The following is a 21,167-nucleotide window of genomic DNA, read 5'->3' as shown; positions in this document are numbered from 1 at the left end:
GCGACGAGCGCCGCAGACCTGTCATATCAATGAATGTCGTCGAGCATCATCGGCGAACGAGTAGATTCGCGCAAGGCGCGGCCGATCTCATCATGGCTGGAGATAATGGAGTTATGGTTGCAGGCCAGTGGATGCACGTGCAGATGCCGGCTAATCGCCGAAAGGCCGTTGTCGGCGATCGCCAGTAATTCCCGTTCATCGCCGATATCTGCGAGGTCCAGGTTTGTATCCTCGGTGGCCTTGAACAGGGTGATCCGCGCATGCTGCAGCGGTGCGCTGAGCGTTTGTTTCGCCAGCGCCAGCTCCGTCGGTTCCGCCTTCAACGCTCTGTCGGCCGCCTCGCCATCGATGCCCAACATTGCCAGCATCGGCGCCAACATGCCAGGTTCACTGTGGATTTGGAACTGTGTTCGGTAAAACGTATCGAGCAAGAACAGCTGAATGTCGCGGTAGCCTTGGCTCTCAAGCTGGGCGGCCATTTCCAGCGCAATCAGCCCTCCCAGAGACCAACCTAACAAGCGTACGGGATGAGAGGGCGACAGCCGCATATGGCCGAGATAGTACGATGCCAGTTCGCGCAGTGAAGTAATGTGCGGTTGCTGGAACAGGTTGTAATTGTTGACCCCGAAGACATTGAAATCCTTCTCCAGAGAGTTCGCCAGATCGCGATAAACATCGCAGCCGGTGACGGCCGGATGAATCATCCAGACGTTGTCGGCGCCGGGCGAGCGGTTCAGACGTTTAATCTGCTTGAAATTAAAACTGGCCTGGTTCAGGTTCGTCAGCAGTTGTTGCAGCGGTGGGGGAGCCGCCAGCGTTGTTTCGGGGGCAACACCCTCGGTGAGGATGCGCGCTTGCCGACGCAGGGTGGGGTGTGCAAACAGTGTTTTAATACTCAGCGAATATCCGCTGCGTTTCAGCTTGATCAGCAACTGAATGGCGTGCAGCGAATGGCCGCCGAGCGCGAAAAAGTCGTCATCCAGGCCGATGTGTTCTGCGCCAAGCAACTCTCCCCAAAATGTGGCAAGCTGCCGCTCCTGCGGAGTCTGCGGCGGTTCATAAGGCACCGTATCCTGCAACGGAGTAGGGGCCGGCAGGGCTTTGCGATCCAGCTTGCCGTTAGGGGAGAGGGGGAATGCCTCCAGCCGGATATAACTGGATGGCACCATATAATCCGGCAAATGTTGCTGCAACTGGCGGCGCCAGTCGGTGGGGTGCGCGTCTTTATCCGGCGCGATGACATACGCCACCAGGCGTTTCCCGCCATGGGCGTCTTCTTTTGCCAGGATCGCGGCGTCTTCCACGCCGGCGCATAGTCTCAATTGCTGCTCAATCTCCCCCAACTCAATGCGTACGCCATGGATCTTGACCTGGAAATCGTTCCTGCCCAGATATTCGATATTGCCATCCGCCAGCCAGCGCGCAAGGTCACCTGTTTTATACAGGCGCGCCTGAGGGTCGCGGCTGAAAGGATCGGCAATGAAGCGTTCTGTGCTTAATTCCGGTCGATTCAGGTAGCCGCGGGCAACCTGAATTCCGCCGATATGCAGTTCACCGGCGACGCCGGGCGGCAGTGGCTGCAACTGATTGTCCAGAATATAGAGCTGAGTATTGGCGATAGGCTTGCCGATCGGCACCAGTGCCCGTTCGTCCTCGGGACGACAATGCCAGCTGGAGACATCCACAGCCGCCTCCGTCGGGCCATAGAGGTTGTGCAGTTCCGCCTGCGGCAATTGCCGCAGGCAGCGCTGTACCGTGGCGAGCGGCAGAGCTTCGCCGCTGCACATGATGCGCCGCAAGGCGTTGCACTGCGCCATGTCGCCATGCCGTAAAAACAGTTGCAGCATTGAGGGAACAAAGTGCAGCGTGGTGACGCCGTGTTTTGCGATGCAGGCGCTCAGATAGTCCGGATCCTGATGGCCACCCGGTTTGGCGATGGCTAGCCGGGCCCCAACCATCAGCGGCCAGAAGAATTCCCAAACTGACACGTCGAAGCTGAACGGCGTTTTTTGCAACACCACATCCTTCGGCGTCAGCGGATAAGCTTGTTGCATCCATAACAGGCGATTGATGACCCCACGGTGTTCATTCATCACCCCTTTGGGTTTCCCCGTCGAACCGGAAGTATAAATGACATAGGCCAGGCTGCGCTGCGGATCAGAAGCCAGTGGTGCAAGGTTGTCCGCCGATGTATGCCGCCAAAGGTGGCTGTCGCGTTGCAGATGCACACGCGGCACTGTGATGTCGCGGAGCGGGTGCAATGCGTGTTCGCCGCCGTCGTCGATCAACACATACTTAGCGCCGCAATCTTGCAACATATGGCGCAAGCGATCCTGCGGGTAATCGGGATCGAGCGGTACATAAGCTGCGCCCGCTTTTAAAATGGCGTACAGGGCGATCACCATTTCCGGTCCACGGTCAACGCAAAGCGCAATACGATCATCCGGTTGCAAACCTTGCTGCCGCAGGAACGCGGCAAACCGGTTGGCCTGCTGATTCAATTGACGATAGCTGATCGAATGGTGTTCGTAGCAGAGGGCCGGAGCGTCTGGTGTGCACTCTGCCTGCCGTTCCAAAAACTGATGCAAACTCTGCGGCATGTCCGCCCAGACTTGATGCGTATTATTCCATTGGTGGAAAATTTGCTGCTGTTCGTTTGGCAGCAGCAGCGGCAGTTTCCCCACTGGCAGTGCCGGATCTCCGTCCAGCACTTCGTCGAGTAACCTTATGATGCGGGCGGCGATGCGCTCGCCATCCTCGTGGCTGAACCAAGCCTGATTGAGGTTAAATTCCAGCAAGGGATCCTCGCCAGGAAGATAGTGGCGCAGGTAGATGCCCAGTGGCAATTGTTCATGGCCATGGTGCATATTCTCAACCTTAAACTGGCTGCCTTCCAGCTCGATGTCGGTAGGGAAAACTTCCAGCGAAAAACTGATATCAAACAGCTGACGCCTTCCTTGTTGGTGCAGATTTAAGTGACGGTTAAGCTCGGCAATCGGGAAGCGTTGATGGCGATAGCATTGTCGCAATTCGCCGCCAATTTGCCGCAGCAGGTCGGCGAAGGAGTGCTGCAGATCGACGTTGATACGCAGTGGGATCATGGAAGAGAACATCCCCAGCGTTTGCTTATGATCTGCGGTGCTGCGGTTGTGAACCGGAACGCCCAAAATGACGTGCTCCATCTGCCAAATCCGGGCGAACCAAAGGGCAATCAAGGCGGTGAAGAAATGCATCGCCGAGCTACCCCGTTCGGCCGCATAGCGCTCCAGTTGAAGAAAACGCTCGTGCGGCAGACGTTTGATAACTTGGCTGCTAGGGTAGGTTTGCTGCTCGCAGTAATTCTGACGGCGCTCCAATATTGGAGACGGGGCCGCGGCAAAGCGTTGCAGCCACCAGTCGCGGTCGCGTTCATAACGTGATGACTGCTGATAGGCCTGGTCGCTGACGACGAAGTTTTGGTAACAAGAGGCGCCGATCTGGCCTTCTTCTCCGGCTTTTAATTGCTTATAACGATCCATGATCATGCGGCTTAGCAAAGAGATTGAGGTGCCATCCGCAATCAGATGATGGGACGCCAGTAACCACAGCGTCGTGGTGTCGTTCACCCTGGCGACATGACAGCGCCAAAGCAAATCTTCGTAGAGCTGATAAGGCTGAATAAATTTGCTTCGCAAATGTGTTTTCGCCCGGTTGAATGCATCATTTTCCTTTGAGAAATCATGGTAATGTAATTCAATTTGTTTTTTGAACAGCGGCTCCTGAATGACACCTTGAGGTGCTTCTTTCAGGGTGGTTTGCAGCGCATCGTGTTGTTGCTGGATTTGGCGGATAGCTTCTTTAAACAACGGGAGTGAGATTTCCCGTTCCACATGCCATAAACACCCTACGTTATACAATGGGATCTCGGGATTCAACGATTGGTCGAGCCACACAGCCTGTTGCACGGTTGTCAGAGAATAAGCGGACACGGAACCACCTCCATAAATTAGGAATTAATCGACTTAAATAGAGTTAGCAGTCGTTAAGCACCCGAATATTATAAAAGGTGAAAATTGAATTGGCCTGGATTTACATTAATTTTTTTTAATGGTTTTTTGTGATAATATGAAATGTTTTTATTTTAAGCCTAATTATTTAATTTTCATTTTTTTGCAATCAGTTCGTCAGGTCGAATATATTTTAATGATCATTATTATGATGGCAGCTAACTCTCATTTGTTTTTTTGTATCCATTTGTTTATATTTGCTTTTTTCTTTGTTTTTTATGTTGATGTTAGACTTATACAGTGAGTTTCTCCTTGTGATTATCCTCCTGGGGTAGCTTCGGCAGATCGCAACATGTTGAACTTAAAAAATAATAAAGAATTATTTATGCAATATTCTTATGAAGGCAATGATAAACAGGGGGAAATGGCGGGCGCTATTAATGATCTTTTATATGACGGTAAAATTAAGTTGAGATGAATAATCCGTTATCAGACAGGTTTTAGTTAACTTTAATAAGATGGGAATGATATTAGCGGGGGGTGATTAACCATTTAATTATTGGTGAGTGCCTTTCCTCGCGGCAACGCGTTGGGCTATGGCTATATACTAGCCCTCATTTTCTGAGGGCTAGAGGGTTTCAGACTTGTGCTGCGGTCTTGATCAGCTCGACCACTAGCGGCGACAGCTCATCGCGCAACGCGGCACGTTCGGACTGGAATAGCGTAGCGGCGTAAAAACGGTGCCCCGGCAGCTCTATCGAACGCACGTCACCTGCGTGGTCATGGCTACTGATAATCAGCGGGTGTTGCTGCAGATCGGCAACGAAATCCGGGTTAACGCCGAAATTGCAGTGGTAACCTTCATGCGTTTCCAGCTTGCCGTAAGCGCGGGCGACCAGCGTGTCTGGCTGCAAAATAATGTCCCCGCTTTTTTCCACCAGCGAACAGCTCAACGGAGCGATAACCAACCGGCCGCCGGTGTCGGTTTCCGCATGCCCGGCATCGTGCCAGCCCATAACGTTACGAGCGTATTCCACAATCGCATACTGGAAGCCAGCGCAGGAGCCGAGGAAGGGGATATTCTGTTCGCGTGCATGGCGAATGGTCATAAAGACGCCATCGTCATGGTTGTACGGGCTGCCGGGTACCACCCAGATAGCATCATAATCCTGCAATACCGAGGTGTCGGTGAGGGTTTCTGTAGGCAGCCAGTGGGATTGAATATCGACGTTAAGGTGTGCGGCGGTGAGCTGGAGAGCGATGGGGATAGCCTGGTGAGATACGGCCTGGGGTTTGTAGTCACCGACCAGAGCAATGCGGACGTGAGTTTTCATCGTTTCCTTTTCCTGTACGGGTAAAAAAAGAGGTTACAGCAAAGCCTAAGGACCGGCAGCAGGTTTTTTAAACGCAACGCACAAAAAAGCCCGGCGTTTTGGCCGGGCTGGGAAACAGAATCTGGGCTTAGTACAGCGAGGGAGCGCCGATCGGTCGGGTTTTGAAGCGACGATGCAGCCACATGTATTGCTCCGGCGCCCGCATGATCTCTTTCTCGACCACTTTGTTCATATAGGCCGCCGCCGCAAGTTCATCGCCTATCGGGTAATCTTCCAGCGCAGGCTGGATCAACAGGTCATAGCCGCGGCCTTTCTCGCGGCGGATCAATACCACCGGAACCAGTGCCGGCTTGGCCATACGCGCCAGCATAAAGGTGCCGCTGGTGGTGGCGGCCTGATCGACGGCGAATAACGGCGCGAATACGCTGCCACGTGGGCCATAGTCTTGATCCGGAGCGAACCACACGGCTTCACCGCGCTTCAGTGCATGCACCATGCCGCGCAGGTCTTTGCGATCGAGCATGGCCTTGTTGGAGCGCATGCGGCCTTTGGTCTGTGCCCATTCCATCGCTTTATTGTTGTGCGGGCGGTACATCGCCATCATGGGCTGGCACAGCCCCATAGCACGGCCGCCCAGCTCCAGCGACATAAAGTGCACGCCAATCACCAGTACGCCGCGTTCATTCTGCTGCGCCATTTTCAGGTGATTGATGCCGGAGACGTTGAACCAGCGTTTGACACGCTTATCTGACCAGAACCAGGCCATACCGGTTTCCAGCAGGCCCATGCCAAGGGATTCGAAATTGCCGATCACTTTGCGCTCGCGTTGCGCCTCGTCCATATCCGGGAAACACAGCTCCAGGTTACGGCGGGTAATGGCAACGCGACGTTTCAGGAAACGCATCGAGGTGCGGCCCATCCATACGCCGAGCTTGTGCAGCAACGGGTAAGGCAGTTGAACCAGCAGGAACAAAATGGCCAGGCCGAACCAGGTAAACCAGTAGCGCGGGTGCAGCAGGGCCGAACGGAATTCTTGTGGACGCTTCATATCAACTCATTTATGCAGTAGGGGGCAGTAATCTGTAACGCATAAAGGATCCACTCGATTGCGATACGACTACTAAGACACCCAGACATCATTATGGTTTAGCCAGATTCCATAATTGACTAAATCTTTACACTCGAAGGGGCGGTTCGCGCTGCTATCAGGCTTCGGAAGGATGGCTGTAGGCCAGCGAAAGCGGCTCCAGGAATGCGTATTGTATCACACAATACGGGTTACTGAGGAAGAGGGGCATACGAATATTCTCATTCGCATTACGCTGGGGCTGATGCGGTGTAAAGACAAAGAAAAAGGCGCTTATCAAATGAGATAAAGCGCCTTTTTTCAACAACCTGACTGACTAGTATCAGTTCATGCCGTATTTTTTCAATTTCTTACGCAGCGTACCGCGGTTGATGCCCATCATCAGAGCAGCACGGGTTTGGTTGCCACGGGTGTATTGCATCACCATGTCCAACAGTGGCTGTTCAACTTCAGCCAAAACCAGCTCATACAAGTCATTAACGTCCTGACCATTCAGTTGAGCAAAATAGTTCTTCAGTGCTTGTTTAACCGAGTCACGCAGAGGCTTTTGAGTCACTTGATCCTGTGAGTTCACGGTAGAAACGGTCAGTACGTCAGAATTTACGCGTTGTTCGAACATAGTTCTGTCAGCTCTTTTTTGTTACGCAAGATTTTCGAAATATGCCTCCAACGCCTCCAGCTGTTCGCTGGCATCCTCTATGGCGTTGAATGTGCGCCGAAACTGGTCATTCGGGGCGTGTTCCTGTAGATACCAGGACACGTGCTTACGAGCAATCCGGAATCCCTTGCCTTGGCCATAAAAGCCGTGCAATTCCCGAATATGCCCTATCAACAAGCGCTTAACCTCGCCAAGCGGCAAAGGTGGCAGCAACTCCCCAGTGTCCAGATAATGCTGGATTTCCCGGAAGATCCAGGGTCTCCCCTGAGCAGCGCGGCCTATCATCAGGGCATCGGCCCCGGTGTAGTCGAGCACTGCTCTGGCTTTATGCGGGTCAGTAATGTCTCCATTCGCGATAATCGGAATGGAAACACTCTGCTTAACTGCCCGAATGCTGTCGTACTCCGCGTTGCCGTTGAACAGGCAGGCACGGGTTCGGCCATGAATAGTCAGGGCCTGTATACCACAATCTTCGGCCAGTTGGGCAATCTCTACACAGTTACGGTGTTCTGGCGCCCAGCCGGTGCGAATCTTAAGCGTTACCGGCACATCCACTGCGTTAACTACCGCGTGGAGAATCTGTTTAACCAGATCCGGGTACTGCAGCAACGCAGACCCTGCAAGCTTCCGGTTCACTTTTTTGGCTGGGCATCCCATATTGATGTCGATGATCTGTGCGCCGCCTGCCACGTTAATCCGCGCCGCGGCAGCCATATCATCGGGATCGCATCCGGCAATCTGCACGGAACGGATCCCTGGTTCATCGCTATGTACCATACGCAGACGCGACTTATCCGTCCGCCACACCTCCGGATTGGAGGAGAGCATTTCGGATACAGCCATCCCAGCACCCATTGCATGACATAGGGTTCTAAACGGGCGATCTGTAATGCCGGCCATAGGGGCCGCAATCAAGCAATTTGTAAGCTGGTGGTGTCCAATGCGCATAGACAAAGAGTAACCATACTGTGTCCGCAAGGGCGCGTATATTACGCATTTTTGCGTTGAGATGAAAGGCCAAACTTTGACCAATTCGCCGTTATCGGGCAGAGAAAAGGGGCTGCGTCAGGTTTCATAAAAATATTGTATATATTTAACAATGAGTTGACTTTAATTGATTGTTTTTAGCGCAATAAAATATTCCCGACACAACAGAATTTTATCTGCAATCAGCGCGGATTCCACTGGAGAACGGTAGCAATATACGGTGTTTATCAGGGTATTCCGTTGAGAATAGGCTGAATTACGCTTAACCGCCTTGCGCGGGGATCGGCTAAACCGGTGTTTGTTCGCCGCCGGGGGGCAAAACCGGCGGTGAAGCCCTGCGGATGACCTCAGTCGATGATGACCCGGCCATTCAGCGGCTGTATCGGGCGGTTGTTCGCATGCCGGACTGCATTCTTGAATTGAGCAATCTGTTCGACCGACGCGCTAACGGGTTTACCCAGCACCATCCAGCTAACGCCTTCGGAGCAGGGTGGGGTGGTCAGCGAACCGCTGAAGCGATAGAAGTTAAACTGCTTCGGCAACAGGGCCTGGATATCCAGCGGAGCGCTCAGCACGGCGGCTTGATTGACGGTGGTCGGTATCTGTTGCCAGGCCTTCGCCAGTTGCGCGTTTGCCTTGCCTTGTTGGAACATCAACGCCAGCACCGCCAGTTCACCGTCTTTGCCTTTATAAACAAAGTGGGCTTCCAGCGGGAACTGTTTGCCGTCAATTTCGTTTTCGCTCGGGGCATGGAAGTGGAACTGCTGCAGCGTGAAGGTGCTGCTATCCAGTACCAATGTATTGCCGCCGCTGACGTTGACCTGCACGGTGTGGCCGTTGTTGACGATCTGCTGCTTGCCTGGCTGGAATGCCAACTGCAATTGGGCGTGGTGGGTTTCCAGGGCGCCCTTGATATTGATCGGCGACTGATTCTTACCGGTTTCACACAGCGAAAAATCTGGGGAAAGTTTGCCCCAATGCGCCGGATCTTCCTGGCCATCATAGCTCCAATGCGTCTGTTCAGCCGCAGTGACCGAAAAGCTGCCGGCTAAAAGCGCGGCAATCAATAAATGACCTTTCATGTTAACTCCCTTTAAAAACGACAGTATGAGGTTTGCCTGAATTGTCGCCGTCACCTCAGGGGGCGTTGGCGCTAGGGAGAGAGAATACACCTACTAACTGTATGTATAAATCAGTCAGGCTTGAAGGAAATAAAAAATCCACCGGAAGGGGGAGCTTCCGATGGATTTTTGCATGAAAAGGCGGTGTGATTAGTTACGCTGGCCGGTGATGCGGCACCATTCTTCGCGCTCTGCGACCGGATCGAGCGTGAATTTGTCTTCATAGGCTTCCGCTACGCTTGCCGCCTGGGTGGCCAGCACGCCGGACAGGCCCAGATAGCCTCCGGACTTCGGCAGGCAGCCGATCAGCGGCGCAAGCTCGCGCAACGGGCCGGCCAGGATGTTGGCGACCACGACGTCTGCCAGCAGGTCGGTCGGTTGGTCTTTCGGCAGATACAGCTCCAGACGCTCTGAAACGCCGTTACGCTGCGCATTGTCGCGGCTGGCCTGAATGGCTTGGGGATCGATATCGATGCCGATAGCGCGTGCTGCACCGAGCTTCAGCGCGGCAATCGCCAGAATGCCGGAACCGCAACCGAAGTCGATAATGGTTTTTCCGGTCAGATCGAGGCTGTCCAGCCACTGCAGGCACAGCGCAGTAGTTGGGTGAGTGCCGGTACCAAATGCCAGGCCCGGGTCGAGCATCACGTTGACCGCGTCCGGATCGGGCACGTCGCGCCAGCTCGGGCAGATCCACAGGCGCTCGCCAAAGCGCATCGGGTGGAAGTTATCCATCCACTCGCGTTCCCAATCCTTGTCTTCCAGCTGTTCTATCTTGTGGCGGAAGCCGGCGCCCAGCAATGGGTGTTGCTCCAGTATCGCCACCACTTCAGCCATGTCGGTTTCAGCGTCGTACAGCCCGATCACATCGGTATCGCCCCACAGCAGGGTTTCACCCGGCAGCGGCTCGAACACTGGGTTGTCGTGGGTGTCCTGGAAGGTCACTGATACCGCGCCGCTTTCAACCAGCGCGTCGCTCAGGTCTTCCGCCTGGCTGCCGGTGGTGTTCAGTTTTAGTTGGATCCAAGGCATAGCAATTCTCTTTAAGAGGGTAATGATGACGTCACCCGACGCTTTTCGCCGACGACGTTACCGATATAAAACGCCAGCAGGCTGAGTAACAACGAAGGCACGATGGGGTGCAACCCCGCCAACTGCAGCTTGAAGCTGGCCAATAGCGTATAGCATACCGCACCCGTCACCATTGAGCTAAGCGCTCCCTGCGCGTTGGCGCGTTCCCAGTACAGGCCAAGCACCAGCGGCCACAGGAAGACCGCTTCCAGGCCACCAAACGCCAGCAGGTTCAGCCAGATGATCATTTCCGGTGGTCGCCAGGCCGCCAGCAGCACCAGCAGGCCAAGGATCAACGTGGTCAGGCTGGAGAAACGCTTGATCAACCTTTCGTTCTGCATTTGCTGCGGGCGCACGCCAAGATAGAGATCTTTGACGATAGTGGCGGAAGATTGCAGCAGTTGGGCGTTAATCGTCGACATGATTGCCGCCATCGGTGCGGCCAGGAAAATGCCGGCGGCGTACGGCGGCAGCACGGTGATCATCAGCGTCGGGATCACCTGATCGGGGATCTTCAGATCCGGCAACACCGCGCGGCCCAGCGCGCCGGCCAGATGCATGCCGAACATCAGCACCGCCACCACCATGGTGCCGAGGATAATGCCGCGATGCACCGCTTTGCTGTCTTTGTATGAGATGCAGCGCACCGCGGTATGCGGCAGGCCAATCACGCCGAAGCACACCAGGATCCAGAACGATGCCATAAAGGGCAGGCTGAGGATCTGCTCGCCGCCCTGCGGTGATACCAGCGCCGGGTCGATCTGTTGCAGTTTGTCCACCGCGCTGTGCAGGCCGCCGGCGGCGTGGATCACCGCAACCAGCAGCAGCACGGTGCCAAGCAGCATGACCAGTCCTTGCATGGCGTCATTGAGTACGCTGGCGCGGAAGCCGCCAAAGGCGGTATACAGCGCGATGCTGATGCCGAAAATCAGCAGGCCGGTGTCGTAGGGGATACCGGCAGCGGTTTCCAGCAGGCGCGCGCCACCGATAAATTGCACCGTCATGGCGCCCAGGAAAGCCACCAGCAGGCTAAGACTGGCCAACCATACCAACAGGCGGCTTTGATAGCGGCCGTACAGCATGTCGTTCAGGGTGATGGCGTTATAGCGGCGCGCCAGAATGGCGAACTTTTTGCCCAGTACGCCGAGCGACAGCCACACCGCAGGCAACTGGATCATTGCCAGCAGCACCCAGCCCAGGCCGTATTTATAGGCGGCGCCGGGGCCACCGATAAACGAACTGGCGCTGATATAGGTGGCGGTCAGCGTCATGGCCAGCACAAAGCCGCCCATTGACCGGTTACCCAGGAAATATTCGCTGAGGAAGTTGCCGCTCTGACGCCGGCTGTAAGCATATACCGACAGCCCGAACACCAGCAGCAGATAGGCGATCAACGGCAGGATCACTTCAGTTTGCATCGCCATCCTCCAGCGAAATATCGCGGAACACGCCGCGTACCATCAGCCAGCACAGGCCGATAAACAGCAGCGGTACTAGCAGGCACGCCATTTCGAACCAGTGCGGCAGGCCGGTGATGCCGGCATTGCTGTCCGGCAGATAGGCCGCCAGCGACCAGGCCAGCAGGTAGAGCAGCGTCAGCCACAGCGCCCAGCGCGCTTCGCGGTGTGCCTGAATAAAGCGTTTGTCCATCAGTGTCTCCCACAGGTTTAGGGTGAGGGATGTATCAAAGGTAGGGAATTTTACGGCATGTGGGCGTTTTGCCAAGCCGTTACTGGCCTGAAACGAAAAAGAAAAAGGCCGGTGATTAACCGGCCTTCTGTCAGGCAATGCGAGTAGCCTGCCTTAGGTTTCCTGCAGACCCAGCTTTTTCTCCAGGTAGTGGATGTTGGTGCCACCGTGCTGGAAGTTTTCGTCGCTCATGATCTTTTGCTGCAGTTCAACGTTGGTTTTGATGCCATCGATGATCAGCTCAGCCAGGGCGTTCTTCATGCGGGCAATGGCCACGTCACGGTTTTCACCGTAAGTGATCAGTTTGCCGATCATGGAATCATAGTACGGCGGTACGGTATAACCGGCGTAAATATGAGATTCCCAACGCACGCCGAAACCGCCTGGCGCATGGAAACGGGTGATCTTGCCCGGGCTCGGCAGGAAGGTGTTCGCGTCTTCGGCATTGATACGGCATTCCACCGCGTGGCCGTGAACCTTCACTTCGTCCTGTTTGATCGACAGCGGCTGACCGGCAGCGATGCGCAGCTGCTCTTTGATCAGATCCACGCCGGTGATCATTTCGGTCACCGGGTGTTCAACCTGAATACGGGTGTTCATTTCGATGAAATAGAACTCGCCGTTTTCATACAGGAACTCGAAGGTACCTGCACCGCGATAACCGATTTCCACACAGGCCTTCGAGCAGCGCTCGCCGATGTAACGGCGCATTTCGCTGGTGATGCCCGGTGCCGGTGCTTCTTCAACCACTTTCTGGTGGCGACGCTGCATGGAGCAGTCGCGCTCGGCCAGATAGATGGCGTTACCCTGGCCGTCCGCCAAAATCTGAATTTCGATATGACGTGGGTTTTCCAGGTATTTCTCCATGTAAACCATGTCATTGTTGAATGCCGCTTTGGCTTCAGCTTTGGTCATGGCAATGGATTGCTCGAGATCTTTGTCGCTGCGCACTACGCGCATGCCACGGCCGCCGCCGCCGCCGGACGCCTTGATGATCACCGGGTAGCCGATGCGCTTGGCGAAGGCACGGTTTTTGTCCATGTCATCGGTCAGCGGGCCATCGGAGCCAGGAACGCAAGGCACGCCGGCTTTCTTCATGGCGTTGATCGCAGAAACCTTGTCGCCCATCAGGCGGATGGTTTCGGCTTTCGGGCCGATGAAGATAAAGCCGGAACGTTCGATCTGCTCGGCGAAATCGGCGTTTTCAGACAAGAAGCCGTAGCCTGGGTGGATCGCCACTGCGCCGGTGATTTCCGCCGCAGAGATGATGGCCGGGATGTTCAAATAGCTTTTTACCGAGGGCGCAGGACCAATACAGACGGTCTCGTCAGCCAGCAGTACGTGTTTCAGATCGCGATCGGCTGTGGAGTGCACGGCAACGGTTTTGATGCCCAGCTCTTTACAAGCACGCAGGATACGAAGCGCGATCTCGCCGCGGTTGGCGATAACAATTTTATCAAGCATGTTCGCCTCGTTATTCGATGACGACCAGTGGCTCGTCAAATTCAACCGGTTGGCCGTTTTCTACCAGAATAGCTTTAACAACGCCGGATTTGTCCGCTTCGATCTGGTTCATCATTTTCATGGCTTCAACGATGCACAGAGTGTCGCCGGCGTTCACTTTCTGGCCGACTTCGATGAAGGCTTTCGCATCCGGGCTTGGCGTGCGGTAGAAAGTGCCTACCATTGGGGAACGGACGATGTGGCCACTCATGGCCGCCGGTGCCGCAGGGGTTTCTGCAGCAGGCGCGCTGGCAACGGCGTTAGCCAGAGCTGGCTGCTGCTGAGGCTGCATGGCATAGGCCTGTGGCATCATTGGGTAAGCCTGCACCGGAGCGGCACGGCTGATGCGAACCGACTCTTCGCCTTCAGAGATTTCCAGTTCAGAAATGCCTGATTCTTCAACCAGTTCGATCAGTTTCTTGATTTTACGAATATCCATGAGTGTGATTCCGTACTCTTTTTGCGTAGCAATTAGTGGGTTTTTGACAGACGGTTAACCGCTGCCTGTAAAGCAAATGTGTAGCCATCCGCGCCGAGGCCGCAAATCACGCCTACCGCAACATCGGAGAGGTAGGAATGATGGCGGAAAGGCTCGCGGGCGTGCACATTGGAGAGGTGGATCTCGATAAACGGGATCTGCACCGCCAGCAATGCATCACGCAGCGCCACGCTGGTATGCGTGAACGCGGCAGGGTTGATCAGAATAAAATCTGTGTTGCCGCGTGCCTGATGTATGCGATCGATAAGCTGATACTCGGCGTTGGATTGCAGATGGCTCAGGGTGATATCCAGCGCGGATGCCTGGTTTTCCAATCCGTTAACTATCTCTGTCAGCGTCGTGCTGCCGTACTTCTCCGGCTCACGCGTCCCCAGCAGATTCAGATTGGGGCCGTTCAAAAGCAAAATGTGAGACTTGTCTGCCATTGTGCTGGTATCTCCGGCAATAAAACCATCATCGTAGAAAATAACCCGATGTCACCGATTTGTCACCTGTTAAGGGGGAAATTCACCCTGTGAACAGGAGCAAGGCCGGGCATTATAACGATATCGTAGCAATTCGCAGCTAAATACTGGTCTTATCAGCGAAGATATTCAACCCTAAATCAGCAAACTGACGATGGCGTTATCGCATTATGAGGGATAGAACACAGAAAAGTTCCGCCCTTTAACGCCACCAATTGCGGAATTTCTTGTATCGCAGCGCCAGCAGCAGTATAGCCAACAGAGCGTAAATGAAAGGCTGCGGCGAAAAGGTTTTTACCGACCACAGGTAGTGAATCGGTGCCAGTATCGCCGCCAGATAGACGAAGTTATGCAATGTCTGCCATTTGGCACCCAGTTTGCGCATGGCCCACAGCGTAGAGGTGGCGGCTAGCGCCAGCAGAATCAGCCAGCTGATAATGCCGAGTGTCAGATAAGGGCGAGTCACCAGTTCGCGCCCCAGAAGACCGATATTGCTCAGCCCCAACTCAAGCGTCGAATAGCTTATCAGATGCAGCGTGCCCCAGGCAAAACACCACAACCCCACCAGGCGGCGACAGCGGATCAGCAGCGGTTGGCGGGCATAGCGCGCCAGCGGGGCAATCATCAGGGTCGCCAACAGCAGTTTCAGCGTCATCCTGCCGGTAAAATGCTGAATATCCTTGGCCGGATCGGCGCTGAACCAGCCCTGATCCACCGCCAGCACCAGCCAGAGAAAAGGCAGGAATGCCGCCAGATAAATAGCGACCTTGATCCCTTTGATGTGAGTCGGCGTTAAACGCACTTAGAAATTCTCCCGCAGATCCATCCCGCGATACAGCGACGCAACCTGATCGGCATAGCCGTTGAACAGCAGCGTCGGCTGACGTTTGACATCCAGAATGCCGCCGGAGCCGATAAAACGCTCGGTCGCCTGCGACCAGCGCGGATGATCGACGTGCGGGTTCACGTTGGCGTAGAAACCGTATTCATTGGGTGCGGACTCATTCCAGGTCGTCGGCGGTTGATCGCGCACCAGGCGAATATGGACAATCGATTTAATGCCTTTAAAGCCGTATTTCCATGGGGTGATCAGCCGCAGCGGCGCGCCATTTTGCGGCGGCAGCGTTTTGCCGTACACGCCAACGGTCAGCAGCGCCAGCGGGTTCATGGCCTCATCGAGACGCAGCCCTTCGACATACGGATACTTCAGGCCGCCGCCGATAAAACGATCCTTCTGGCCCGGCATCTGTTCCGGATCGTACAGCGTCTGGAAGGCGACATAGCGCGCATTGCTGTTCGGCTCTGCCAGTGTGATGAGTTTACCCAGCTCAAAGCCAATCCAGGGAACTACCATCGACCAGGCCTCCACGCAGCGCATGCGGTAGATGCGCTGTTCCAGTGGGAAGCGTTTGATTAAATCATCGATATCCAGCGTGATCGGTTTACCGACTTCACCGTCGATGCGCACTTTCCAGCCTTCGGTTTTCAGTCCGCTGGCATTGGCGGCGGGATCGGCCTTATCGAGACCGAATTCGTAGAAATTGTTGTAACCGGAAACCTTGTCTTCGGGCGTCATGGCCAGTTGCGCCTGCCAGGCGGGCGGCTTGCTGAACGCCAACGGCTTGCCTGCCGGGGCTTTGGGCCGATCGTTACCTTTGAACCATGACAGCACATCGGCCTGCGCATTAAGCGGCAGCGCCAACGACGCGGCGGTGATACCTAACGCCTGCAGCACTTTGCGCCGCTGATAAAACACAGTCTCGGGCGTGACGTCGGCCTCGGTCAATTTTGGGGATTTGCTCATGGTGTTTTTCTCCGCATTTTTACCCGTCGCCTTGCAAAATAGGGCGTTCAAACCTGCTCCGGTCAGACTGACTGTAGGGACGAGTCTATTCGCCCCGATAAACGCGGGCGCAGTATTCGCGCCCCTGCAATACGCTGGGGTATATAAAGGTAAGCATGGCGTGAAAGCAGGGCTTATGCGAGAGGCGGCAGGAAAATATGAAATTTCGCAGGGCGGGTTTCCCCCCGTTGCCGGGGGGCGGACAGATTTAGCGGATCTTCACCAGCGTGCGGCCGGTGACTTGGTTATTCAGCAGCGCTGCGGCGGTGGCCGGCGCCTGTTCCAGCGTAATTTCCTGCGTGGCCTGCTGGTAGAAGCTGTCCGGCAGGATACCGGCCAGGCGTTCCCAGGCAGTTTGGCGGCGGTGCAGCGGGGCGTGTACCGAGTCCACACCCTGCAGGCGTACGTTGCGCAGAATGAACGGCATCACCGTGGTTGGCAGGTGGTAACCACCAGCCAGCCCGCAAGCGGCGACGACGCCGTTATAGTTCATCTGCGCCAGCACCCGTGCCAACAGGGTGTCGCCGACGGTATCTATCGCACCGGCCCACAGTTGTTTCTCCAGCGGACGTGGCGCTTCCAGGTAACCGCTACGCGACAGAACCTCTTTGGCGCCCAGCGCTTTCAGGTAGTCGACGTTGCTTTCGCGGCCGCTGATCGCGGTGACGTGATAGCCCAGGGCCGTCAGAATGGCGATCGCCGCGCTGCCAACGCCGCCGCTGGCGCCGGTCACCAGAATGTCGCCGTCATCCGGCCGTACGCCGCCTTCCTCCAGCGCCATCACGCATAGCATGGCGGTAAAGCCGGCGGTGCCGAGGATCATCGCCTTACGTTCATCCAACCCGTGCGGCAGCGGCACCAACCATTCGCCGGATACCCGGGCCTGTTCTGCCAGGCCACCCCAGTGATTCTCGCCGACGCCCCAGCCGGTGAGCACCACGCTCTGGCCCTCTTTAAAGCGCGGGTCTCGGCTGTCACGCACCGTACCGGCGAAGTCGATGCCCGGCACCATAGGAAATTGGCGGATGATCTTGCCTTTGCCGGTGATCGCGAGCGCATCTTTATAGTTAAGGCTGGACCAGTTGACGTCGATCGTCACATCACCATCGGGCAGTTGATCGCTGCTGATCTCTTTGATGTGCGCCAAAGTTTGCTCGTCTTGTTGTTCCAATAACAGTGCACGCATGTCACTCTTCCTCTCGTTATCATTTTTGCCATATATGGCTGAATCAGATTTATTTGACTATATGCTTACTAAGGCACTTATGCCCTGATAAAGGGCAAAAAATGACGTTTTAAGGTTTTCTTCGCAGGCCAGGCTTGATAGGTTGAGCAGCACGATTTACTGCCTGATGTTGACGGAACGAGTGCAGTGAAAAGTCAGTTATTAATTAAGAAATCAAGGTATTGAGTTGCATTCATTTGAGCGGATTCGGGGCCTTTATACCTCCAAAGGTGAAAATTCACGTAACCATAACGGACAAGGCACAGGGATGCGATTTACCACTAAACTGTCTGCGCTGATCACCCTGCTTGTTGCTCTGGCGATGTTTTTGATGCTGATGGGGTGTTCATACAGTTTCTTCTACGTGACACAGGATCGTCTGGAGCGCCGCTTCGATTCGCTGGTGACGTCGCTCGATCAGTCAATGCTGCATGGTTCCCCCGATGAACAGCAACAATGGTTGCCGCTGGTGATGCGCCCGCTTGGCATCGTGGCCGTCAGCGTCGATAGCGGCCGCACCAATCTCTTCACTTATAAACTGCCGGCTTTGAAGTTGCCCTGGGATTTGCTGAACGGCTGCCGGCAGGTTTCCCGGCCGCTGCTGCAGCACCCGGGCAGTTCGCTCCACATTACCTATATCGATCCATTCGTCAGCGATGTGCGCTCGCTGCAATCCACCGGGGCTGTCACGCTGTCGATCGTCGCGATGGTGGTGATTTTGTTGTTCAGCCTGCGCTGGCTGCGTGAGCAGGCCGAGGGAGAAGATCGGCTGGAGCGCCGTGCGCGCCGCATTCTTAACGGTGAACGAGAAAACGTGATGCAGGGCGATGTGCGCGAATGGCCGGCCAACGTCAGCGGTGCGCTTGATCGCCTGCTGGCGGATTTGGCGGAAGCGCGTGAAGCGCGCAGCCGGGTCGATACGCTGATCCGCGCCTTTGCCGCACAGGACGCAAAAACCGGGCTGAACAACCGATTGTTTTTTGATAACCAACTGGCCACTCAATTGGAGGAGGAAGGCTCGCACGGCATTGTCATGATGGTGCGGTTACCCGATTTCGATACGCTGCGGGAAACCCACGGCAACTCGGCGGTGCAGGAACTGATGTACTCGCTGGTCAATCTGCTGTCGACCTTCGTGATGCGCTATCCGGCGGCGCTGTTGGCGCGCTATTTCCACAGTGATTTCACCGTGCTGTTGCCGCACCGCACGTTGAAAGAGGCGGACGGCATCGCCGCACAGTTGGTGAATGCCATTGATGCACTGCCTTCAACGGCGCTTATCGATCGCGAAACGTTCTTGCATATCGGCATAGTGGCGTATCGCAGCGGGCAAACCCCGGAGCAGGTGATTGATTACGCGGAACAGGCAACGCGTCACGCCACGTTGCAAGGGGAAAACGGCTGGTACGTTTACGACAGCCAGGTGCCTGAAAAAGGGCGCGGCAGTGTTAAATGGCGCACCCTGCTGGAACAGGTATTGGTACGAGGCGGCCCACGCCTGTATCAGAAACCGGCGGTAACGGTGGAAGGAGACGTTCATCACCGCGAGATCATGAGCCGGATTTATGATGGAACCCAAGAGCTGCTACCCTCGGAATATATGCCGCTGGTGCAGCAGTTGGGGCTGGCCGAAAGTTACGATCGTCAGCATATCAGCCGCATTCTTCCCTTGTTGGCGCTGTGGCCGGAAGAGACGCTGGCATTTACGCTTTGTGTGGATTCATTATTGCAGCGCAGTTTCCAGCGCTGGCTGCGCGATACCCTGCTACAGTGTGAAAAAAACCACCGTCGACGAATTCTGATTGAACTTGCAGAGGCAGACGTGTGTCAACATATCGACCGTTTGCGACCGGTGCTGAGATTGCTTTCAGGATTGGGGTGTCGTCTTGCCGTTTCTCAGGCGGGGCTAACCGTGGTCAGTGCCTCTTATATCAAGTCCTTAGCGGTAGAGATCGTCAAACTCCACCCGGGTTTAGTGCGGGGGATTGATAAGCGTGATGAAAATCAGCTGTTCGTTCAGAGCCTGGCCGGCGCCTGCGAAGGCACCCGTGCTAAGGTGTTTGCCGCCAGCGTGCGGACGAACAACGAATGGCAGACGCTGAAAGAACGTGGGATCCTTGGCGGGCAAGGTGACTTTTTTGCGCCGCCGGAGCCGATAGACGTGGGGCGCAAAAAATATTCACGTCGTTATCGCGTTTAACCTGAATGCCTGGCAAAAATTGACGTAGAATGAGCGCCAATTCATCCGGGCTATCTTATCCGTCATTTTGGGATTATCCCCAAACTGCCTGCGACAAGAACGCCTATTTGATATAGGCTCTTGTCAGTCCTTTTCTGTTGTACGTTGGTAGGTGCTTACCACCCGCGTCAATCAGGGAATATGTTAGATTTTATGAGCTGTGTTACGCCGTTTTGTGCGCTGACAGGGTGGTAAACTGAGCCTTTGTTCAGGGAATTCAGGCCTCATCCAATTTCCGTGCATTCGAGCAGAAACAATACAGACTATTTTTCACCGAAGTAGAACGTTTTTGCGCCTTGTCGCTGCTTCGTGTGGTTGGTAAAGTAGGCGGATTTTATTTTCCGCCCCCAGCTTGCAGGATTATCCTTTAGTTATGTTTAAGAAATTTCGTGGCATGTTTTCCAATGACTTGTCCATCGACTTGGGTACCGCCAATACCCTGATTTATGTTAAAGGGCAAGGCATTGTACTGAACGAACCGTCGGTGGTTGCCATTCGCCAGGATCGTGCCGGTTCACCCAAGAGCGTTGCGGCCGTGGGTCATGCGGCAAAACAGATGCTGGGCCGTACGCCCGGCAATATCGCGGCTATTCGCCCGATGAAAGACGGCGTAATCGCCGACTTCTTCGTGACCGAAAAAATGCTGCAGCACTTTATCAAACAGGTTCACAGCAACAGCTTCATGCGGCCAAGCCCGCGTGTGTTGGTGTGCGTACCGGTTGGCGCAACTCAGGTTGAACGCCGCGCCATTCGCGAATCCGCCCAAGGGGCCGGTGCGCGTGAGGTGTTTCTGATTGAAGAACCGATGGCTGCGGCGATCGGTGCCGGCTTGCCGGTTTCTGAAGCGACCGGTTCCATGGTGGTTGATATCGGTGGCGGTACCACTGAAGTTGCGGTGATCTCACTGAACGGTGTGGTGTACTCGTCTTCCGTACGTATCGGCGGCGATCGCTTCGACGAAGCCATCATTAATTATGTGCGTCGTAACTATGGCTCACTGATTGGTGAAGCGACTGCCGAGCGTATCAAGCACGGCATCGGCTCAGCTTATCCGGGCGATGAAGTGCATGAAATTGAAGTTCGCGGCCGTAACCTGGCTGAGGGCGTGCCACGTGGCTTTACCCTGAACTCCAATGAAATCCTCGAAGCGCTGCAGGAGCCGTTGACCGGCATCGTCAGTGCGGTGATGGTGGCGCTGGAACAGTGTCCGCCGGAGCTGGCCTCCGACATTTCCGAACGCGGTATGGTGTTGACCGGCGGTGGTGCACTGCTGCGCAACCTGGATCGCCTGCTGATGGAAGAAACCGGTATCCCGGTAGTCGTGGCAGAAGATCCGCTGACCTGCGTAGCCCGCGGCGGTGGCAAGGCGTTGGAAATGATCGACATGCATGGCGGCGATTTGTTCAGCGAAGAATAGTCAGCCCCAGGAAAGAGGAACCGTATCGGATGACAGCGCAAAGC

17 protein-coding genes are annotated in these 21,167 nt (G+C 55.2%); 2 read left to right on the top strand and 15 right to left on the bottom strand.

Features of this window, described 5'->3' with window-relative positions:
* Window positions 1-26: 26 nt before the first annotated feature.
* The 15 genes from JEM67_RS24930 to JEM67_RS24860 form a co-directional block, all read right to left on the bottom strand.
* Window positions 27-3,968 (bottom strand): non-ribosomal peptide synthetase, encoded by a 3,942-nt coding sequence (locus JEM67_RS24930; RefSeq protein WP_199635688.1) that lies wholly within the window; start codon window positions 3,966-3,968, stop codon window positions 27-29.
* Between the two features lie 656 nt (window positions 3,969-4,624).
* Window positions 4,625-5,320, bottom strand: coding sequence for a CTP synthase C-terminal region-related (seleno)protein (locus JEM67_RS24925; protein ID WP_199635689.1), 696 nt, complete (start codon window positions 5,318-5,320; stop codon window positions 4,625-4,627).
* A gap of 127 nt (window positions 5,321-5,447) precedes the next feature.
* Window positions 5,448-6,368: a kdo(2)-lipid IV(A) palmitoleoyltransferase gene (lpxP, locus tag JEM67_RS24920; protein WP_004948702.1), complete on the bottom strand. Its 921-nt coding sequence runs from the start codon at window positions 6,366-6,368 to the stop codon at window positions 5,448-5,450.
* Window positions 6,369-6,729: 361 nt separating this feature from the next.
* The gene (gene fis, locus JEM67_RS24915; RefSeq protein WP_000462905.1) at window positions 6,730-7,026 is read right to left on the bottom strand and encodes a DNA-binding transcriptional regulator Fis; all 297 of its coding nucleotides are present in this window, start codon (window positions 7,024-7,026) and stop codon (window positions 6,730-6,732) included.
* Window positions 7,027-7,047: 21 nt separating this feature from the next.
* Window positions 7,048-8,013 (bottom strand): tRNA dihydrouridine synthase DusB, encoded by a 966-nt coding sequence (dusB, locus tag JEM67_RS24910; protein WP_004948691.1) that lies wholly within the window; start codon window positions 8,011-8,013, stop codon window positions 7,048-7,050.
* Window positions 8,014-8,399: 386 nt separating this feature from the next.
* Window positions 8,400-9,134 carry a carbonic anhydrase gene (locus JEM67_RS24905; protein WP_199635690.1) on the bottom strand — a complete coding sequence of 245 codons (735 nt, stop codon included), beginning with the start codon at window positions 9,132-9,134 and terminating at the stop codon, window positions 8,400-8,402.
* A gap of 189 nt (window positions 9,135-9,323) precedes the next feature.
* The gene (gene prmA / locus JEM67_RS24900; RefSeq protein WP_013814719.1) at window positions 9,324-10,205 is read right to left on the bottom strand and encodes a 50S ribosomal protein L11 methyltransferase; all 882 of its coding nucleotides are present in this window, start codon (window positions 10,203-10,205) and stop codon (window positions 9,324-9,326) included.
* An 11-nt stretch (window positions 10,206-10,216) separates the two neighbouring features.
* Window positions 10,217-11,662, bottom strand: coding sequence for a sodium/pantothenate symporter (gene panF, locus JEM67_RS24895; RefSeq protein ID WP_004948678.1), 1,446 nt, complete (start codon window positions 11,660-11,662; stop codon window positions 10,217-10,219).
* Entirely contained in the window at window positions 11,652-11,894 is a 243-nt protein-coding gene (locus JEM67_RS24890; RefSeq protein WP_199635691.1) for a YhdT family protein, read from the bottom strand. Before JEM67_RS24890 ends, panF begins: the two co-directional genes overlap by 11 nt.
* A 153-nt stretch (window positions 11,895-12,047) precedes the next feature.
* Window positions 12,048-13,397 carry an acetyl-CoA carboxylase biotin carboxylase subunit gene (gene accC, locus JEM67_RS24885; RefSeq protein ID WP_013814716.1) on the bottom strand — a complete coding sequence of 450 codons (1,350 nt, stop codon included), beginning with the start codon at window positions 13,395-13,397 and terminating at the stop codon, window positions 12,048-12,050.
* A 10-nt stretch (window positions 13,398-13,407) separates the two neighbouring features.
* Window positions 13,408-13,875 carry an acetyl-CoA carboxylase biotin carboxyl carrier protein gene (gene accB / locus JEM67_RS24880; protein WP_013814715.1) on the bottom strand — a complete coding sequence of 156 codons (468 nt, stop codon included), beginning with the start codon at window positions 13,873-13,875 and terminating at the stop codon, window positions 13,408-13,410.
* A gap of 32 nt (window positions 13,876-13,907) precedes the next feature.
* Window positions 13,908-14,360, bottom strand: a complete 453-nt coding sequence (aroQ, locus tag JEM67_RS24875; protein ID WP_004948665.1) for a type II 3-dehydroquinate dehydratase — start codon at window positions 14,358-14,360, stop codon at window positions 13,908-13,910.
* Between the two features lie 241 nt (window positions 14,361-14,601).
* Entirely contained in the window at window positions 14,602-15,201 is a 600-nt protein-coding gene (gene msrQ, locus JEM67_RS24870) for a protein-methionine-sulfoxide reductase heme-binding subunit MsrQ (protein WP_004948663.1), read from the bottom strand.
* A complete protein-coding gene (gene msrP, locus JEM67_RS24865; RefSeq protein ID WP_199635692.1) occupies window positions 15,202-16,203 on the bottom strand; it encodes a protein-methionine-sulfoxide reductase catalytic subunit MsrP in 1,002 nt (333 codons plus the stop codon).
* A gap of 247 nt (window positions 16,204-16,450) precedes the next feature.
* A complete protein-coding gene (locus JEM67_RS24860; protein WP_199635693.1) occupies window positions 16,451-17,428 on the bottom strand; it encodes an MDR family oxidoreductase in 978 nt (325 codons plus the stop codon).
* Between the two features lie 307 nt (window positions 17,429-17,735).
* Between JEM67_RS24860 and csrD the strand changes: the two genes are divergently transcribed.
* Together csrD and mreB are read left to right on the top strand one after the other, a co-directional pair.
* Entirely contained in the window at window positions 17,736-19,667 is a 1,932-nt protein-coding gene (gene csrD, locus JEM67_RS24855; protein ID WP_199635694.1) for an RNase E specificity factor CsrD, read from the top strand.
* Between the two features lie 412 nt (window positions 19,668-20,079).
* The gene (gene mreB / locus JEM67_RS24850; protein WP_004948655.1) at window positions 20,080-21,123 is read left to right on the top strand and encodes a rod shape-determining protein MreB; all 1,044 of its coding nucleotides are present in this window, start codon (window positions 20,080-20,082) and stop codon (window positions 21,121-21,123) included.
* Window positions 21,124-21,167 lie beyond the last annotated feature (44 nt).

The sequence above is a fragment of the Serratia sp. PAMC26656 genome (assembly GCF_016469055.2).
In the GTDB taxonomy this organism is placed as follows: Bacteria; Pseudomonadota; Gammaproteobacteria; order Enterobacterales; family Enterobacteriaceae; genus Serratia; species Serratia plymuthica.
This window is presented reverse-complemented; position numbering and strand designations above follow the sequence as displayed.

Coding starts and splice junctions, on each gene's coding strand:
- prmA (WP_013814719.1), bottom strand. CDS start 10,205: ATGCCTTGGATCCAACTAAAACTGAACACCACCGGCAGCCAGGCGGAA.
- JEM67_RS24860 (WP_199635693.1), bottom strand. CDS start 17,428: ATGCGTGCACTGTTATTGGAACAACAAGACGAGCAAACTTTGGCGCAC.
- accC (WP_013814716.1), bottom strand. CDS start 13,397: ATGCTTGATAAAATTGTTATCGCCAACCGCGGCGAGATCGCGCTTCGT.
- msrP (WP_199635692.1), bottom strand. CDS start 16,203: ATGAGCAAATCCCCAAAATTGACCGAGGCCGACGTCACGCCCGAGACT.
- fis (WP_000462905.1), bottom strand. CDS start 7,026: ATGTTCGAACAACGCGTAAATTCTGACGTACTGACCGTTTCTACCGTG.
- dusB (WP_004948691.1), bottom strand. CDS start 8,013: ATGCGCATTGGACACCACCAGCTTACAAATTGCTTGATTGCGGCCCCT.
- lpxP (WP_004948702.1), bottom strand. CDS start 6,368: ATGAAGCGTCCACAAGAATTCCGTTCGGCCCTGCTGCACCCGCGCTAC.
- panF (WP_004948678.1), bottom strand. CDS start 11,662: ATGCAAACTGAAGTGATCCTGCCGTTGATCGCCTATCTGCTGCTGGTG.
- aroQ (WP_004948665.1), bottom strand. CDS start 14,360: ATGGCAGACAAGTCTCACATTTTGCTTTTGAACGGCCCCAATCTGAAT.
- JEM67_RS24905 (WP_199635690.1), bottom strand. CDS start 9,134: ATGAAAGGTCATTTATTGATTGCCGCGCTTTTAGCCGGCAGCTTTTCG.
- JEM67_RS24925 (WP_199635689.1), bottom strand. CDS start 5,320: ATGAAAACTCACGTCCGCATTGCTCTGGTCGGTGACTACAAACCCCAG.
- mreB (WP_004948655.1), top strand. CDS start 20,080: ATGTTTAAGAAATTTCGTGGCATGTTTTCCAATGACTTGTCCATCGAC.
- JEM67_RS24890 (WP_199635691.1), bottom strand. CDS start 11,894: ATGGACAAACGCTTTATTCAGGCACACCGCGAAGCGCGCTGGGCGCTG.
- accB (WP_013814715.1), bottom strand. CDS start 13,875: ATGGATATTCGTAAAATCAAGAAACTGATCGAACTGGTTGAAGAATCA.
- csrD (WP_199635694.1), top strand. CDS start 17,736: ATGCGATTTACCACTAAACTGTCTGCGCTGATCACCCTGCTTGTTGCT.